14 protein-coding genes and 2 pseudogenes are annotated in these 16,367 nt (G+C 68.9%); 12 read left to right on the forward strand and 4 right to left on the reverse strand.

Annotated features, from left to right (window positions below):
• Positions 1 to 12 precede the first annotated feature (12 nt).
• Positions 13 to 1,515: a bifunctional phosphatase PAP2/diacylglycerol kinase family protein gene (locus OG735_RS34055; protein WP_327326986.1), complete on the reverse strand. Its 1,503-nt coding sequence runs from the start codon at positions 1,513 to 1,515 to the stop codon at positions 13 to 15.
• Positions 1,516 to 1,731: 216 nt separating this feature from the next.
• Between OG735_RS34055 and OG735_RS34060 the strand changes: the two genes are divergently transcribed.
• A complete protein-coding gene (locus OG735_RS34060) occupies positions 1,732 to 2,949 on the forward strand; it encodes an aminotransferase class I/II-fold pyridoxal phosphate-dependent enzyme (protein WP_327326987.1) in 1,218 nt (405 codons plus the stop codon).
• A 12-nt stretch (positions 2,950 to 2,961) separates the two neighbouring features.
• Positions 2,962 to 4,140, forward strand: a complete 1,179-nt coding sequence (locus OG735_RS34065) for an MBL fold metallo-hydrolase (protein ID WP_442812537.1) — start codon at positions 2,962 to 2,964, stop codon at positions 4,138 to 4,140.
• Positions 4,141 to 4,266: 126 nt separating this feature from the next.
• Here the strand turns inward: OG735_RS34065 and OG735_RS34070 are convergent.
• Both OG735_RS34070 and OG735_RS34075 read right to left on the reverse strand, forming a co-directional pair.
• Positions 4,267 to 4,917 (reverse strand): annotated as a pseudogene (locus tag OG735_RS34070) (DedA family protein); the annotation flags it as partial.
• The gene (locus OG735_RS34075) at positions 4,914 to 5,696 is read right to left on the reverse strand and encodes an MBL fold metallo-hydrolase (protein ID WP_327326991.1); all 783 of its coding nucleotides are present in this window, start codon (positions 5,694 to 5,696) and stop codon (positions 4,914 to 4,916) included. The gene OG735_RS34075 and the pseudogene OG735_RS34070, both read right to left, overlap by 4 nt.
• A 147-nt stretch (positions 5,697 to 5,843) precedes the next feature.
• Between OG735_RS34075 and OG735_RS34080 the strand changes: the two genes are divergently transcribed.
• The 9 genes from OG735_RS34080 to OG735_RS34120 all read left to right on the forward strand — a co-directional run bounded on the left by OG735_RS34080 (position 5,844) and on the right by OG735_RS34120 (position 13,132).
• Positions 5,844 to 6,248: a hypothetical protein gene (locus tag OG735_RS34080; RefSeq protein ID WP_327326992.1), complete on the forward strand. Its 405-nt coding sequence runs from the start codon at positions 5,844 to 5,846 to the stop codon at positions 6,246 to 6,248.
• Positions 6,249 to 6,363: 115 nt separating this feature from the next.
• The gene (locus OG735_RS34085) at positions 6,364 to 8,442 is read left to right on the forward strand and encodes a phage holin family protein (protein ID WP_327326993.1); all 2,079 of its coding nucleotides are present in this window, start codon (positions 6,364 to 6,366) and stop codon (positions 8,440 to 8,442) included.
• A gap of 123 nt (positions 8,443 to 8,565) precedes the next feature.
• Positions 8,566 to 9,618, forward strand: a complete 1,053-nt coding sequence (locus OG735_RS34090; protein ID WP_327326994.1) for a zinc-dependent alcohol dehydrogenase family protein — start codon at positions 8,566 to 8,568, stop codon at positions 9,616 to 9,618.
• Between the two features lie 92 nt (positions 9,619 to 9,710).
• Positions 9,711 to 10,061: a hypothetical protein gene (locus OG735_RS34095; RefSeq protein WP_327326995.1), complete on the forward strand. Its 351-nt coding sequence runs from the start codon at positions 9,711 to 9,713 to the stop codon at positions 10,059 to 10,061.
• A gap of 57 nt (positions 10,062 to 10,118) precedes the next feature.
• Positions 10,119 to 10,283 (forward strand): hypothetical protein, encoded by a 165-nt coding sequence (locus OG735_RS34100; RefSeq protein ID WP_327326996.1) that lies wholly within the window; start codon positions 10,119 to 10,121, stop codon positions 10,281 to 10,283.
• A gap of 124 nt (positions 10,284 to 10,407) precedes the next feature.
• Positions 10,408 to 10,878 carry a MarR family winged helix-turn-helix transcriptional regulator gene (locus tag OG735_RS34105; RefSeq protein ID WP_327326997.1) on the forward strand — a complete coding sequence of 157 codons (471 nt, stop codon included), beginning with the start codon at positions 10,408 to 10,410 and terminating at the stop codon, positions 10,876 to 10,878.
• 2 nt (positions 10,879 to 10,880) lie between these two features.
• A complete protein-coding gene (locus tag OG735_RS34110) occupies positions 10,881 to 11,339 on the forward strand; it encodes a hypothetical protein (protein ID WP_327326998.1) in 459 nt (152 codons plus the stop codon).
• A gap of 151 nt (positions 11,340 to 11,490) precedes the next feature.
• Entirely contained in the window at positions 11,491 to 12,153 is a 663-nt protein-coding gene (locus tag OG735_RS34115; protein WP_327326999.1) for a hypothetical protein, read from the forward strand.
• 250 nt (positions 12,154 to 12,403) lie between these two features.
• Positions 12,404 to 13,132 carry an aminoglycoside N(3)-acetyltransferase gene (locus OG735_RS34120; RefSeq protein WP_327328549.1) on the forward strand — a complete coding sequence of 243 codons (729 nt, stop codon included), beginning with the start codon at positions 12,404 to 12,406 and terminating at the stop codon, positions 13,130 to 13,132.
• Positions 13,133 to 14,670: 1,538 nt separating this feature from the next.
• On the opposite strand, the pseudogene OG735_RS34125 reads toward OG735_RS34120, so the two are convergent.
• A pseudogene (locus tag OG735_RS34125) lies at positions 14,671 to 14,833 on the reverse strand (cold shock domain-containing protein); the annotation flags it as partial.
• 36 nt (positions 14,834 to 14,869) lie between these two features.
• On the opposite strand from OG735_RS34125, the gene OG735_RS34130 reads away from it, so the two are divergent.
• Positions 14,870 to 16,243, forward strand: a complete 1,374-nt coding sequence (locus OG735_RS34130; protein ID WP_327327000.1) for a toll/interleukin-1 receptor domain-containing protein — start codon at positions 14,870 to 14,872, stop codon at positions 16,241 to 16,243.
• Positions 16,244 to 16,367 lie beyond the last annotated feature (124 nt).

Below are 16,367 nucleotides of genomic sequence, written 5' to 3' on the forward strand. Positions count from 1 at the left end.
GGACCTCCCCCGTCAGAGCAGGGCCTGCGGACGGTAGACCGTGAGCACTTGAACGGCCTTGTCCACCAGCAACTCACTCGGGGCTTCGGTCACTTCACCGTCATACGCCATCGGGGTCCCCGGTGCCAGCCCGTCGATCCGCAGCTGCCGCAACTGCTGCGCCGCGTGCACCGGCGAGCGGCTCAGCGGCCCTGCGAGAGCCGCGGCCAACAGCCGCAGCCCCGGCCACCTGCCGCCGTGCACCACCCGGACATCCAGCAGGCCGTCCGCCAGATCCTGGCGATGGCCGGGCGTCGGCCCCACCCGCTGGTAGATGCCGTTCCCGGCGAACAGCAGCCACATGGGGCGGCGTCGGCCCTGGACCCTGGCCTCCAGCGGGTGTTCGCCGCGCAGCACCAGCGCCGCCGCCAGTACACCGGCCGGCCAGCCGCCGATGCGCGGCGACCAGCGGTCGCGGATCCGCACCAGCTCCGGATAGACGCCCAGGCTGAAGGTGTTGAGGAAGAAGCCCGGCTTCTTGTCGTCTGCCGGTCCCGGTGTGAAGCGCCCCAGATCGACCCGGACGGCCTCGCCGCCGACGAGGGCCCGGCAGGTGTCATCGACCGACTCGATGCCCAGGTCGTACGCGAAGTGGTTGAACGTGCCGCCGGGGAAGACGGCGAGCGGGATGCCGTGCGCGACGGCGACGGCAGCCGCCCGGTTGATCGTTCCGTCACCGCCGAGGATGCCCAGCGCCCGGCCGCGGGCCGCCGCCTTCTCCAGCTCCGCCGACAGCTCGTCCGGAGCGCACTCCACCACCTCCGCGAGCGGCAGCGCCCGACGCACCAGAGCGGCGGAGTCCGCCGTGCCCGCCTGCCGGTTGACCACGACCACGAGCTCCTGGCCGCCGGGCAGGGCGGGCGCTGAGGTATGCGGACGGCCCGGCGCGGGCAGCTGCGACCTGGTCGGCACGACCCCGCGTACCGCGAACGCCGCGCCCACGCCCAGCGCCGCGCCCACCAGCACATCGCTCGGATGGTGCACGCCCGTGTAGACGCGCGAGAAGGCGACCGAGGCGGCCACCGGTGCGACGATCGCACCCCAGGTCTTCGACTCCAGCGCGACACCGGTCGCGAAAGCCGCCGCCGACGCGGCGTGCCCGGAAGGGAAGGACGATGTGAACGGCTGCCGCTTCAGTCGCCGTATCACCGGCACCGTGTCGAGCAGCGGCCGCGCCCTGCGCACCGAGCGCTTGCCAATGGTGTTGATGGTGGCGGAGGCGAGTGCGAGGGACGCGACACCGCGTGCGGCGGCCCGGCGCGAGCGCACCCCGCGCCCCAGTGCCACCATCCCGGCGGCCATGCCGAACCACAGCAGCCCGTGGTTGGCGCTGCGGCTCAGCCGCGGCAGCACCGGCTCGGCGCCGGGCCATCGCCGGGCGGCGACGGTGTGCAGGATCTGTCGGTCCCAGCCACTGAGCAGCGCCGAGACCCGTGCGCGGACCTGCGGATTTCCGTGTGCGTAAGCGTCTGACATGCATCGCGGGTACCCCGTGCACCCGGCCGCCACTCGGGGCGGGGACCAAACGGGGACCTTCGGCCGCGGCAGTGCCCGGGCCGGGGGAGAAGGGGCTGCCTCCGCCCGCCGTTCGCGAACCCCGCCGCTCCCGCGCGGCGGGCTCACCCAAACCTCCGTATAAAGGGCTCGTGGGCCGGGCGGAGGTTCCGGGATCCGAGCAGCGGAGGTGACGGCATGCAGCGGACCGCTCCGGAAGGCCGCGGCCCCGTCCGTTACGGTCCGCCCGCGCCCGAGCCGGGACTGCCCGTGCTGCCCGAGCTCGCCACCGTGCTCGCGTCCGCCGCGGGCCGTGCCCACGGTGAGCCGCCCGGCGGCGGTTTCGAGCTGCGCGAGGCTGCCTGCGGCTACTGGTGGCGGCGTGGTCTGCGCAGCCGGCCCGACGAGGTGGCCGCCGCGTCCGGCCCGCAGCCGCTGCTGTTCGCACTGATCGGTGCGTACGGCGGAGATGTGCTGATGCCCCGTCCGTGCCCCGCCTGGTGGACTCCGCAGGCGCGGCTGTTGGGACGGCCCGCCTACCATGTGCCGACCCCGGCGGAGTGCGGTGGTGTGCCGGATCCGTTCGCGCTCCTCGAGACCGTACGCAGAGTGCGCGCCGAGGGCGGTGTGCCCCGGCTGCTGCTGCTCTCCGTCGTCGACGACCCCACCGCGACCGTCGCGCCGCCCGAGACCGTGAGCGAGGCCTGTGAGGCCGCGGTCGGCGAGGGGCTGCACATCATCAGCGACGAGACCTGGCGGGACACGCTGCACCGGCCGCAGGAGACGGTGCTGCTCAGCCCGGCCGAGATGTTCCCCGAGGACGTGACCGTCATCAGTGATCTGGCCGGCGCGCTCACCCCCGCCTCCTGGCCGGTCGCCGTCGCCCGGTTCCCGTCCACCGAGCGAGGGACCGTCCGCCGGGCGAGGACGCTCGACATCCTCACCGCCCTCGGCGCGGTGGTGTCGGCACCCGTCGCGGCCGCCGCCGCCCACGCACTCGGCGAGCCCGGAGCGGTCACGGCCAGGACGGATCAGGCCGCCGAGCTGCACGCGCGTGTGGCGGCCGCGGCGCACCACGCGGTGCTCGCCGCCGGCGCGCTGGCCCGACCGCCGCAGGCGGGCCGCCATCTGTATGCCGACCTCGGACCGCTGCGCGCCCGTCTCGCCGAACGGGGCGTGAGCGACTCCATGGAGCTCGAGGAGTATCTGACCGACCGCCTCGGGACCCCCGTGCCCGGCGGCCACCGATTCGGCGACGAGCTGGGCGCGCTGCGCGTACGGCTGGCCACCGGGCCGTTGCTGGGAGCGACTCCCGAGCAGCGCCTGGAATCCCTCACCTCTCCGGCACCTCTGGAATTGCCGCATATGGCCGAGGCGTTGAGGATTTTTGGAACGGCCTTCGACGAACTGCGTTGAACGGAGCCCCGGATGGCGGAACAGACGGAGCAGGCGGAGCACTCGGGACAGGCAGGCCAGACAGGGCACGCAGGGCAAGCGGGTACGGCAGGTGCGGCGGGTACGGCAGGTACAGAAGAAGCTGCGGGTACAGAGGAAGCGGCGGGCGTGGCCGGAGTGCCGGGTGCGGCGGGACGCACCGCAGCCGCGCGCCCCTCCCATGGCACCGCCGGAGGTGTACGGCCCCGCCCCCTCACCCGCCCCCTCGGCGAGATCCGCCACTGGCCCCGATCCTTCGCCGACCGCCTCACCGCTCCGCTCCCCGGCGTACGCGCCATGGCCCGCCTGGCCAGGGAGGGCGCCGTACGCCCCGGCCCCGACGGGCTCCAGGACATTCCGCTGCTGCCGTTCGCGCCGGAACCGCTGCCCGCAGTGGACACCGCGACCGTCGCCGTCACCTGGGCGGGACACGCCAGTTGGGTGCTGAGCATCGGCGGGCTCACCGTGCTCACCGACCCCGTCTGGTCGCGCCGGATCCTCGGCACTCCGGTCCGGATCACGCCCATCGGGGTGCGCTGGGAGGATGTGCCCCCCGTCGACGCCGTGGTCATCAGCCACAACCACTTCGACCATCTGGACGCCCCCACCCTGAAAAGACTTCCGCGCCGCACCCCGCTCTTCGTCCCGGCCGGCCTCGGGCGCTGGTTCCGGCGCCGCCGCTTCACCCGGGTGACGGAACTCGACTGGTGGGAGGGCGCGGAGTTCAAGGGTGTCCGCTTCGACTTCGTACCGGCCCACCACTGGTCCAAGCGCACCCTCACCGACACCTGCCGCTCCCTGTGGGGCGGCTGGGTGCTGGCGGACCAGCACGGTCAGTCGGTGTACTTCGCGGGCGACACCGGCTACGGCCACTGGTTCAAGGAGATCGGCCTCCGTCACCCGGACCTCGATCTGGCGCTGCTGCCGATCGGCGCCTACGACCCGCGCTGGTGGCTCAGTGACGTACACACCGATCCGGAGGAGGCCGTGCGCGCGTTCGAGGACCTCGGCGCGCGGAACATGGCACCGATGCACTGGGCGACGTTTGTGCTCTCCGCGGAGCCGGTGCTTGAGCCGCTCACCCGAGTGCGGGCTGCCTGGGAACGCACCGGCCGGCCGCGCGGACAGCTGTGGGACCTGCCGGTCGGCGGCTCACGCGTGCTGACCGGATGAGCCGGGTGAATCATGGCCGGGTGAATCATGGCCGGGTGAATCGGATGGGCCCGGTGAATTCCGGCCCGGTGAATCGGACGAGCCGGATGAGCCGGATGAGCCGGACGAGCCGGACGAGCCGGACGAGCCGGACCGCCGCGCCCGCCGCACCCAGCGCCACAGCGCCGGCGCCCCGCTGATCGCCACCGTCAGCGCCACCGCGACGACCACGCCCTTCCACGGCTCGTCGAAGAGCGAAGCGCCCAGGATCCCGATCAGCTGATACGTCGCCGCCCAGGCGAGACACGCAGGGATGTCCCCGCGCACGAACCGGCGCAGCGGCATCCCGCTGAGCAGACACGCCAGCATCACCGGTATCCGCCCTGCGGGCACCAGCCGGGAGAGCACCAGCACCATCACCCCGTGCTCGTCCAGCTTGCGCTGCGCCTGCTCGATACGGTCGGGCGCGGCCCGGTCGCGCAGCGCCGCCAGCCAGCGCGAACCGTTCCTGGACCGGGTCCCGCGCTGCCCGAGCCAGTACAGCCCGACATCCCCGAGGAACGCGGCGGACGACGCCACCAGGAAGACGAACAGCAGCGAGAACGGAGTCGTCTGATGGAAGGCCACCACCGCGGCCGAACTCACCACCGCTCCCGTCGGCACCACCGGCACCAGCGCACCCAGCGCCACCAGCAGAAACAGCGACGGATAGCCGACTGCCTGCTGCGTCGACTCCGGTGGCAGCCTCCCCACCACCTCCGAGAGCTGCCCGAGGGTCCGCGACAACTCCGAACTCACCGGGCGGCCTCCGGTCTGACCCGCTCGCCGTGCCCCAGCAGATGCACCGCCACCTGCGGAGCCAGCCGCGCCGCTCTCCGTACGAACTCCTCGCCCGGCGCGTAAAATTCATGAGGCCGGATCCCGTCCATCCCGATCGGCCAGTAGGTGCCGAAGTGCACCGGCACGGCCGCGCGCGGTGCGAGTGCGGCGAGCGCCTGCGCGGCCCGGACCGCGTCCAGATGCCCACGCCCGAGATACGGCCCCCAGCCGCCGACCGGCAGCAGCGCCACATCGACCGGGCCGACCTCCTCGGCCATCGAGTCGAAGAGCCCGGTGTCCCCGGCGAAGTACGTACGCGTCTCACCGCTGATCACATAGCCGAGCGCGGGCGAACGGTGCGGCCCCAGCGGCAGCCGCCGCCCGTCGTGCAGCGCGGGCACGGCCCGCACCCGCAGCTCGTCGACGCTGACCTCGTCGCCCGGCGCCACCTCCGTGACCCGTAGCCCGGCCGCGCTCGTCAGCCGCTTCAGCCCGGGCACGGAGCGGCGCGCACCGCTCGGCAGCAGCAGCCGGGTACCGGGCGCGAGCCGGGCGAGCGACGGCAGATGGAGATGGTCGGCGTGCAGATGGGAGACGAGGACCGCCTCGGCGACCGCGGCCTCGGCCGGCGGCAGCTCACCGCGCCTTCGGCGCAAATGCGCGAGCCGTCGCACGAACAGCGGGTCGGTCAGCACCCGGACCCCGGAGTCCTCGATCGTGCAGGTGGCATGACCCCACCAGGTGACCTCCACCGGCACGCAGCACCTCCTCGTTCCCGCTCCCTGCTCCCTCTCCCCGTTCCCGTACGAGCCTAGGGCGTCCTGCGGGCTGAGCGCGCCGGTGCGCGCCTCCTCGGGCGGGGACGATCGGAGTAGGGTCGGCGGGACAGCGAGCACAGGGGGACGATGGACGGCGTACGAGTGGCGGCGATCGCCAGCCTGACCCCTCTCGAGGAGCTGGACCGCGACCCTTTCCTGGTCGACACCCGCAGTCAGCACGCGATGTGCGCCCGCTGGGCGGCCGACAAGGGCTATATCGTCACCTGTCACCTGCTCTTCTACGGTCTGCGGCCCGACCACAGCGGACTCTGGTCCGATGTCGAGGCGGGCCAGGTGGACCTCTTCGTCGCCCCCAACGAGCGAGTGCTGTCACGGGCGTTGACGTCGGTGCCCGACTTCTTCGCCGAATGCGGGCGCAGAGGCGTACGGCTGGAGACCGCGGGCCTGGACGAGCCCGCCTACGACGCGGCGATGAAGGCCAATGTCCACCGCAGGCTCTCGATGCCGACGGCCGGTTACGACGGCTGCTGACCGCGACTCCCGTTCGCCCGACCGCCCTGCCCACGGCCCGGCGGCCGCTCCACCGGATCGCCACGCGCCGCTGTGCCACGCTGGAGATCTGCTCCACGGGTGAGGTGAAGACGGCGTGGTCGAAGGGCGATGGCGTACGGCGGGCAGAGCCCTGCTGCGCGTGATCGTGGTGTGGGCGGTGTCCACGCTGACGATGCTCGCGCTCGCCGGGCTGCTGCCCGACTTCCAGCTCCAGTCCGACGACGGTGACAGCATCACCAGGACCGCGGTCACCGCCGCCTGGGGCGCGGGGGCCTTCGGTCTGCTGACCGCGCTGGTCTGGCCGGTCGTCGTACGGGCGCTGCTGCTCGTATCCGCCCTGGTACTCGGCCTGTTGGTCTTTTTCCTCAACGGTTCACTGCTGCTGATCGCCCTCTGGCTGATCCCCGACGGACGCGGCGCGGCCGACCTGGATACCGCCGTGGTCGTCGCCGCTGTGATGTCCGCCGTCGCATCGGCGACCTCCACCGCGCTCGCCGTCCGGGACGACGACGCCTACCGCCGCAGGCTCTCCCGGCTCGCCGACCGCCGTCGGCGACGGCGCGGCGTGGACGGTGGCCGCGCGGGTACCCCCGGCACGGTTTTCCTGCAGCTCGACGGCGTCGGGCACGAGGTACTGCGACGCGCGGCCAAGGACGGTGTGATGCCAACCGTCGCCGCCTGGATGGACGAGAGCCACCGGCTCACGCCCTGGCGCACCGACTGGTCCAGCCAGACCGGCGCCAGCCAGCTCGGTATCCTGCACGGCTCCAACCACGATGTGCCCGCCTTCCGCTGGTACGAGAAGGACAGCGGCCGGGTCCTGGTCTGCAACCGGCCCGCGAGCGCCGCCGAACTGCAGCGCCGCGCCATCCAGCGCACCGGCGAAGGGGGGCTGCTCACCGTCGACGGCGCCAGCCGCGGCAATCTCTTCAGCGGCGGAGCCGAACAGGTCGCCCTCGTTCTGTCGGTGGCCGCCAGGCGCGGCCGGGCCACCCGTTCCCGGGCCGGCTACTTCGCATACTTCTCCGATCCCGCCAACGCCGTCCGTACTGCCATGTCCTTCGTCGCCGAAGTCGCCCGCGAGATCGGCCAGTCGACGCCGGCGCGGCTGCGCGGCGACCGGCCGCGGATCAAACGGGGCGGGCTCTACCCCCTCATCCGGGCGTTCGCGACCGTTGTCGAGCGGGATGTGGTGGTGGCCGCGGTGATAGGGGACATGCTCGCCGGACGTAACGCCGTCTACGCCGACCTCGTCGCCTACGACGAAGTGGCACACCACTCCGGACCGCACAGCCGGGACGCTTCGATGGTGCTCGAGCGCCTCGACCGTTCGCTCGCGATGATCGCCAAGGTCGCCGAGCACACGCCGCGCGGCTACCGGATCGTGTTGCTGTCCGACCACGGCCAGAGCCCGGGCGAGACCTTCGAGGGCGCGTACGGACTCTCCCTCAAGGACCTGGTGCGGGCCGGGTGCGGACTGCCGGTCTCGCGTCGGGCGGAACGCTCCAAGCGCGGCGCTGAGGCGCGCGACGCCGCCGGTGACGCCCTGCGCAGCGCGCTCCACCGGCGGGTGGCGGAGGAAGCCGACGAACATCCGGCGCCCGGCCCGGATCCGATCGTGCTGGCCTCCGGGAATCTCGCGTTGATTTCCTTCCCCGATACGGCGGAACGCCTCAGCCGCGAGCAGATCGAGCACCGCCATCCCGCACTGCTCAGTACGCTCGCCAACCATCCCGGCATCGGGTTCCTGCTGGTACGCAGCGAGGAGCACGGCTCAGTGGTGCTGGGCCCCGGCGGTGTGGAGGTGCCGGTCACCGAGCTGGCGGACAGCGGTCCGCTGGCCGTCTTCGGCAGGGGCGCGGCCGACGCCGTACGCCGCAGCGACTCCTTCCCGCATGTCGCCGACATCATGGTCAACTCGATGCACGACCCGGAGGCGGGCACGGTGCACGCCTTCGAGGAGCAGATCGGCTCGCACGGCGGGCTCGGCGGTGAACAGGCCCAGCCCTTCCTGCTGTCGCCGGTCGATCTGTCGGCGCCTGTCGCGGACGGCGCGGAACTGGTCGGCGCGGAACGGGTGCACCGGGTACTGAGGCGCTGGCTGCGCGAGTGCGCGGGACCGCAGGTGCCGATCGGTCCTGCCGAGGCTTCCCCGCCGGACCGAGCAGCCTGAGCCGGGGGGCGGGTGGACCAGGAGGTCCGGGGAGCAGGAGGACCAGGGGGTTTTCCTTCCGTGGGGCCAGGTGTCCCGGATACGTTGAGGCGACGGAAGATCCGGCGGACCAGGGAGTGCCTTTTGCGTGCTGTGATGTTCGAAGAGTTCGGCAAGCCGCTCGAGGTACGGGAGGTTCCCGACCCCGTACCGCCCCACGACGGCGCGGTCATCCGGGTCGAGGCGACGGGTCTCTGCCGCAGCGACTGGCACGGCTGGATGGGCCACGACTCCGACGTCACCCTCCCGCACGTACCCGGTCATGAACTGGCCGGCGTGATCGAGTCGGTCGGCGCGGACGTCGTCAACTGGCGGCCCGGCGACCGGGTCACGATGCCCTTCATCTGCGCCTGCGGCCGATGCGCCGCCTGCGCGCGCGGCGCCCAGCAGGTGTGCGAGCGCCAGGAGCAGCCCGGATTCACCCACTGGGGTTCCTTCGCCGAGTACGTCCCGGTGCACCACGCCGACACCAACCTGGTGGCCCTTCCCGACACGATGTCGTTCGTCACGGCCGCGAGCCTGGGCTGCCGGTTCGCCACCGCCTTCCGCGCCGTGGTCGGGCAGGGCAGAGTGCGGCCGGGGGAGTGGGTTGCGGTGCACGGCTGCGGCGGGGTGGGCCTTTCCGCGGTGATGATCGCCGCGGCGTGCGGGGCCGGAGTCGTCGCCGTCGATGTCTCGCCCGGAGCGCTGGAGCTGGCCAGGACGTTCGGCGCGACCGTGTGCGTGGACGCCTCCACGCTGACCGGTAGCGTCGCCGATGCGGTCCACGAGGCGACCCGCGGCGGCGCCCATCTCTCGCTCGACGCCCTGGGCGCGCCGGTGACCTGCGTGAACTCTGTACAGAGCCTGCGCCGCCAGGGCCGGCATGTGCAGGTCGGACTGCTGCCCGACGGTGTCCACCTGCCGATGGACCGGGTCGTTCCGCTGGAGCTGGAGATCCTCGGCAGCCATGGCATGGCCGCGCATGCCTACCCGGAAATGATGGCGATGGTTGCCTCCGGCGCACTGCGACCGGATCTGCTGGTGACAACGGAGATCGGCCTCGACGACGTACCGGCGGCGCTCGTTGCCCTGGGCGGCGCGTCCGGAACGGGCGTCACGGTGATCACGCCGCACGCCTCCGTGAATTCGGCGTAATACGCGTACCCCGGTAGAGCGGATCTCGCGCCTGCCGGGGAAGAACGGGGCGGTTCCTGGGAAGTGGAGGCATGTCCAGGAGGTCGTGCCTCATGCAGCAGCCCACGCCCGTTGCCGCGTCCCGCCGTGCCGCCCTGCTGCTGATGCTGTTCCTGGCCCTGCTGAGCGTGATCCAGTCCTCCGCCGCTCCGGCCGGGGCCATGGAGACCGTGGCCTCGGCGCCTGCCGAGCCCGTGGGAGAGAGCCACCAGGACGAGGCCGACACGGAACAGCCGGCGCCGGGCCGCCGGGCCTTCCGCCCGGTGTCGCCGGCCCCGCCGGAGACCCGGCTCCGGCAGCGTCCGGGCACCGCCGGCCCCGCCCCGTACCGTCCCCGCACACGCCAGTCGACAAAACCGCCGCTTCCTCCGCGCACCGAGCGTTGTGTGGTCCTGCGCTGCTGACGAGCCCGGTCTTCGCCGAGCCCCCATCAGCCACAGCACACCGTGAGGTGCACAGCCATGCCCATCGACCCCTTCGCAGCACTCAACGCCATGCTCCGCGCCGAAGCCGCCCGCTCCGCCGAACCGGAGGAGCACGGACGCTCCGCCAAGACCGAGCCCGACGATCCCGAGGCCCCGTTCGACGCCGGCCGCCCGTCGGCCGACGCCGACGGCGCTGTCTGACGCCTCTGCCCACGAGCTCACACGTCAACAGGTCGGCTGCCGAGTGGGATCGGCGGCCGACCCGTTGGTCTGGAGGCGTGAAAAATAGTAGCCATGTACATAGTATCTATGTACTGTATTACTCATGAGTGATGCTGCATCCGAAAGCCCGACGCCCGGCTTCCTGGTCTGGCGCCTGTCGATGAAATGGCGGGTGGCCGTCGACCGGGCCGTCGCGCCGCTGGGTCTGACGCACGCGCAGTACTCACTGCTGGCGTCACTGCTCGGCATGCAGCGGTCCGGGCTGCGGCCCAGTCAGCGCCAACTCGCCGACCACACCGGCCTCGAAGCGCTCTATGTCTCCAAACTGGCCCGCACCCTGGAGGCCGCCGGCCTCATCGAGCGCGCCCCGGACCCCGCCGACACTCGGGCGGTCCGGTTGTCGCTCACCACCCATGGGCGCGAGGTCACCCGACGCGCCATCACCGTCGTCCACCAGCTCCTCGACCAACTCATGGCGCCCCTGGGCGGGCTGGACGGCCGGCGGGCCGAAGTCTTCTCCCGTGAACTCGCGACCCTGCTCGACACACCACTCGACTTCCCGACCGAGGAGTAACCATGTCCACCGCCCCGACCCTCAACGGCCAGGTCATAGGCCAGGCCCACTACGCCACCCGGGCCGTCCTGGAACGCCTGGTGGCCGGCACCGGCGCCACGTTCCACCAGGTGGTGGCGCTCAACGCCACCGCGGACAGCGGCGCGGCCATGGACCGCGACCGGCTCGTCCTCCGGATGACAAGCACCTTGAAGATCGACGAATCGACGGCGCTGGCGGCGATCGCCGACCTGACGGCCTCGAAGCTGGTGGAGACGCTGCCGGGCGACGAGTCCCGTATCCGGCTCACGGACGCGGGCCGGGCACTGCAGGACCGGATCAGCATCGCCACCGCCGGAATCACCGAGCGGCTGTACGGCGACCTCCCGGCCGAAGACCTGGCGGCGGCGAGCCGCGTACTGACCGCTGTCACCGCCCGGGCCAACGCCGAACTGGACAGCGCCCAGCCTCCGTCGGCCTGACCCCCGCTCTCGCCGGCAACGCACCCGGTCAGGAAACCAGGAGCGCGCGCCCGATCTGAGCCCCGCCGCACCAGCGCGCGCCCTTGGCAGCGGATGCGGCCAGTCGCATGCTGGAGCCGCAGCGGCGGTTGGCTGGGGGAGGGGCCTCACTGTGCAGCCACAGGATCAAACTCGCAAGATCGGTACAAGTCTGGTGACGTTCTGGTATCCAATGATTCTCGTGTGTGCGCTCTCCGTGATCATGATGTGGGAGATCGTCCGTACAAATTTGACGAGCTCGAGGGGATCGGGGGTCTGGGACTTCACGATCCTGGATCGCCAATCTGCCGCGAACTTATTGGCTGTGGCAATGGGTCTCACTTTCGCCCGTGCTCAATACGCCCGTGCAGTGCGCCCATTGATCGGGTGGAGCGCGACACCCAGGGAGAACGACTACGGGATGACCAGCCGTCATATCTGGTACGTCGAGATGGCCAATGGCGGCACACACAACGTGGCGGTCAATGAAGTTCACTACCGGTTGGGCTACCGAAACGCAACACAGAGTCAATGGGTGGGCCACTACACGGCTGTTCAGCTTCTTGAGAACCATGGCCTCCAGATCGGCACGGACTTCGATCTCAACACCATTGGGCAAGGCGCTGTGCTGGGTTCCGTGTACATCGGACGCTTCTCGGAGAAGGCCACCAGGGAGATAGGGGACATCGAGCTCCGAGTGAGGGTCACCGACGCCGTTGGGGACCGTCATGAGCGCACGCTGCACTGCCTGCGCGGTGCAGAGACGGAGCTGCGCAGCGCGTCCGCAAGTGGATAGGTTCATGGCCCCGGGTGACGGGGAGGGCGAAAGAGCATACCCAACGTAAGGTGCCGACGCCCGCGGTGGGCGGCTCCGGGCTGTTTCCCTCCGTACACTGCGTGTCAGCATCGACCAGCAGCCGCCCCACGCGGTACCGGAGCGGCGGGAATGAGGAGCGTTGCCCACAACCTCTACCAGCACCCAAGTCTCTGAGTCCCAGCTCGCTCATCAGCTGAACGAACTGGGGGTCCAGCGTGGCGGCACCCTGATGGTCCACGCAGCCCTGAGCGCCGTCGGAAGAGTGAACGGTGGTCCGGCAACGGTTCTCCGCGCGCTGCGCCGCGTGCTCGGGCCTGACGGCACGGTTGTGGTTCCGACGTTCACATCCGACAACTCTGATTCGTCGAGTGCCCACTTGGAACGCGTCCGTGGACTCAGCGAAGAAGCCCGGGCGGCCGTGCGGGACAGCCTGCCGCCCTTCGATCCGGCGAGTACACCGTCAACAGGAATGGGGATCCTTGCCGAGACGGTCCGACGGCACCCGGACTCCTTGCGCAGTGCACACCCACAAACCTCATTCGCCGCGCTGGGGCCCAAGGCTGAGGACGTCATCGCCGATCATCGCCCCGACTGCCATCTGGGAGAGGATTCGCCACTCGCCCGACTGTACGAAATGAGGGCGGAAATCCTGCTGATGGGCGTTGGATTTGACCGGTGCACCGCCTTCCATCTCGGTGAGTACCGCGTCACTTCTCCCCCGCGCCGCACCTACCGGTGTGTGATCCGCGTGGACGGCCAACGTCAGTGGTGGGCGTACGACGATGTCGCCTTGGACGACAGCGACTTCGGCGCACTGGGAGAACAGTTCGAACGCGCGGAGATCCCCGGTGCCGTGCGCAGCAGCAGCGTGGGCGCGGCCACATGCAGACTCGTGCAGTTCGTCGACGCCGTCGAATACGCCAAGAGGTGGTTTCCTGACCACCGGCCCATCGCTTGAAGCGACGCCTGAACACGCCTCCCGAGCGCGCCCGCACGGGGGCATTACCTCTCGCGTAATACCGAGCCTTGATCAATAGTGGAGACGGTCAACTTCGCAGCCTTGCATGCCAGTGGGGGTGCTTGGTGACGGGCTTTCAACGTCCGTGGTGGACCGCTGAGTGTCGCGGTGTGTGGCTCCCCTCTTGGCTCCCCGGCGTACTCGCTTTGCAGGTCTGTACGCGCTGGTCAGAGCGTGATCCGAGGGCATTCACCGGCGTTCATTCCCGTACGGGTACCTCGTGTACCGGTCATGCCTGAACGCGCCTGGACAAGCGTGTACGGCGATGAACGAGACTGAAAATGAGACGGCGGTTCCCCTGGAGCCTCAAGAACGATAGTGCGTGCCGACCAGTCGTCGGAGAAGGCCGGGCTGATCTATCAGCACTCGGACCGCCGACGCCAGCATGAGTTCGTGTGCGGACTGGCCGAGCTGGTGTGCACCGAACGGTGAGATTGCTGTGAGGCGGTGGGAATTGAACCCGCGACCTCTTCGTCCCGAATAATGTGCGGAAAGATCGCTGGCCAGGACCACTTGACTCCTGTGCAGGTCAGGGCGTTGGTGCGAGTTGGTTCCCATGGGTGGCGATCCGGACGGCTTTCTTGATCCACTCCCCAGGGCTGACCCGTCAGGACGACGCAGGTGGAGACGCATAGAAGGGCCCCATCGCGAACTGTGAGGCCCTTCGACATCGTGCCCGGCGAGGCGCTGGCGGAGGACATGAGACTCCAACTCGTGAGGAGTTGCCCCCACACGCTTTCCAACTGTGTTGGTGGGGTGCTGGGTCGATTCCGGGGGTCGTTCGCCCGCGTTCATGGACGGCTGGTCTGTGGGTAGGAGCGGGCTCTGGGTCTCGTCTGAACAGCAGTGAACGGCCATGAATGAGAAGGAAGCCGAGACGGCGGCGACCGGCTGGGGGACACGGATCCTTCGAATCACCCGCACCGATGTGTGGTCTGAGTCACACTAGGGTGCCCAGTTGGAGCAGGGAGGGTCATGAGCAGCTCGCACATCAACGCGCCCATTCGGGCCCAGGTACGCGAATACGCAGCACAAGGTCATCTGGGTCGTGGTGGTTGTGCTGTCGGCTGGCCTTCTTGCACCGCCGCTGTTCTTCATCGCGGCCAAGAAGCGTGTCGTCAGCATGGCGATGCCGGCGGCCTACGCAGCCATCATCTATGGATCGGTCTTCCCGGGTTCACTCCTCGGCAGGCAATCCGAAGAACTGGGTGGGCGGTGCCCTTGCTATCACGATGATTATCGCTGCTATGCGCGGCCATCCTCGACGTGGATTGGAAGCCTGGCCGGTAACCGCCGAGAGGCCAGCGGGAGTCGATCCGGCATGACCGGATCGACTCCCGTGCGACAACCTTCTGATCCGTAGCTCTACGGAGATCTGTCAACGGGGGTTATGGAGGCCGTCGTTCGACTCCTCAGAGCTGTTGTGGGTCATGGTCGGTTGCTGTGCTTGCTGTACAGCACCGCGAGCGACCATCGCTTCAGACGGGCCGAGGCACAATGCACACCCCCCGGGTAGGCGTACCCATCTTGTTTGAAGCCAGGGACCTCCCACTTGAGGTCCACCCGCTGTCCGGGTGGCAGCGTGCGGCACCCGGCCATCTGGATGTCAGAGTAGTGGCCACAGCACCCGCCGGGAGTCTTTTAGACGTGTACTTGAAGTGAATGAGGTGGACACCTGTGGCAGACCCGCGCGAAGCCGTGGCAGTTACATGGAACAATGCCAAACAAGCGGCACTGTATTTCGACCACGTACTACCCTGCGCGGATTATCAAGAGGTTCCCGCCGATTTACGGTTTGACTTTCAACGCCTAATGCCCACATATCGGCAGCTCGCGAACGAGTACATCGGGCCAGCGGGCAATGAATGGGATTCATTCGCACAAACAATAATGGGGCCGTCATCAGGGTATGAAGATGAAACAGCTTGGGTAGCTGACGACTATGTGGTGGCCGCCCACGCCGCCTTGTCAAGGCTTGATATTGCCAGTGTCCCCATGTTTTCGGATATCCAGCCTGAATACCCTCGACTTCTCGACCCCCAGTATTATATCGATGGAGGCGACACACCTCCTGACATCACGTCAGTGAACCTAGCGGCGGTCGTGGAGATCAAGTTGATCGACATGCGGGTAGTGGATACAGCCAACGCACCCTGGGAGCAGATTGCAGAATTTCGCCGCGACCGAAGATCCGTGAGTCAACTTCGCAGAATGCGCTTGTTGTTTGACGAGGACCTGAGAGGTAAATCTCCAGCATACATTCAAGACTACGTCAGTATTAAACTGGAGGACTACGATGCCGCCCGAAAGGCGCACGGATTTGAGACTGTTAGTGGCGCCATTGATGCATTCGCAAACTCAAAGACACTGCTTGGCGTCAGTGCAGTGGTCGCTGCCGGAGTTTTTGGCGGCCATTGGGCTGCTGCAGGCGGTACTGCAGCACTTGGAGCCGTTATTGAGACGACTCGAGCGACCGTTCATGTGTTAAAGCGAAAGCACGAGATGATCACTTGGAAGGAGAATGCCGAATTGGGCTACATTGTCGAAGCGAGGAGGAGGACCAATCCCGCGAGGACCGTCGCGCTTCACGAGCCGGAGGAACCTGCTGGCGACGTACTTGGAGGAAAGACCTGGGACATCTTCATATCCCATGCCTCCGAGGACAAAACTGCTGTCGCTCGTCCGCTCCGGGACGCGTTGACTCGGCTGGGCGTGACTGTTTGGCTCGATGAGGCGCAGATGCGGATCGGGCATAGCCTCCGCCGCAAGATCGATGAGGGAATCAGAGCTAGCCGCTACGGCGTCGTCGTCCTGTCGGAATCCTTTTTCGCTAAGGGCTGGACGAACCACGAACTTGATGGGCTAGTAACCCGCAATGTTGCCGGAGAACAGTCCCTCCTCCCAATCTGGCACAACCTGAGCGCTGACGGTGTCAGACGGTACAGCCCTTCACTTGCTGACAAGGTTGCGATGAGCACCGCTGACTACTCCATAGATGAGATCGCGGAGCAGATCGCCGACGTGGTGCAGAGCGGGGCAGGCACTGAGTGAACGACAGCTGGTGGCGCTACAAGGAAAGGGTATCGAGCCCTACGAATCCTGACAGTCACCCCCTCTCTGGCCGCTGAGCTTGGGAATCACTGATCGTCTAGGTGACATGCCTAGCCTGATCTGG

It is taken from the genome of Streptomyces sp. NBC_01210 (genome assembly GCF_036010325.1).
Lineage (GTDB): Bacteria > Actinomycetota > Actinomycetes > Streptomycetales > Streptomycetaceae > Streptomyces.

What these genes read in the sequence shown, in the direction of transcription:
- OG735_RS34055 (WP_327326986.1), bottom strand. Translation starts at nt 1,515, where the DNA reads ATGTCAGACGCTTACGCACACGGAAATCCGCAGGTCCGCGCACGGGTC.
- OG735_RS34060 (WP_327326987.1), top strand. Translation starts at nt 1,732, where the DNA reads ATGCAGCGGACCGCTCCGGAAGGCCGCGGCCCCGTCCGTTACGGTCCG.
- OG735_RS34065 (WP_442812537.1), top strand. Translation starts at nt 2,962, where the DNA reads ATGGCGGAACAGACGGAGCAGGCGGAGCACTCGGGACAGGCAGGCCAG.
- OG735_RS34080 (WP_327326992.1), top strand. Translation starts at nt 5,844, where the DNA reads ATGGACGGCGTACGAGTGGCGGCGATCGCCAGCCTGACCCCTCTCGAG.
- OG735_RS34095 (WP_327326995.1), top strand. Translation starts at nt 9,711, where the DNA reads ATGCAGCAGCCCACGCCCGTTGCCGCGTCCCGCCGTGCCGCCCTGCTG.
- OG735_RS34100 (WP_327326996.1), top strand. Translation starts at nt 10,119, where the DNA reads ATGCCCATCGACCCCTTCGCAGCACTCAACGCCATGCTCCGCGCCGAA.
- OG735_RS34105 (WP_327326997.1), top strand. Translation starts at nt 10,408, where the DNA reads ATGAGTGATGCTGCATCCGAAAGCCCGACGCCCGGCTTCCTGGTCTGG.
- OG735_RS34110 (WP_327326998.1), top strand. Translation starts at nt 10,881, where the DNA reads ATGTCCACCGCCCCGACCCTCAACGGCCAGGTCATAGGCCAGGCCCAC.
- OG735_RS34120 (WP_327328549.1), top strand. Translation starts at nt 12,404, where the DNA reads ATGGTCCACGCAGCCCTGAGCGCCGTCGGAAGAGTGAACGGTGGTCCG.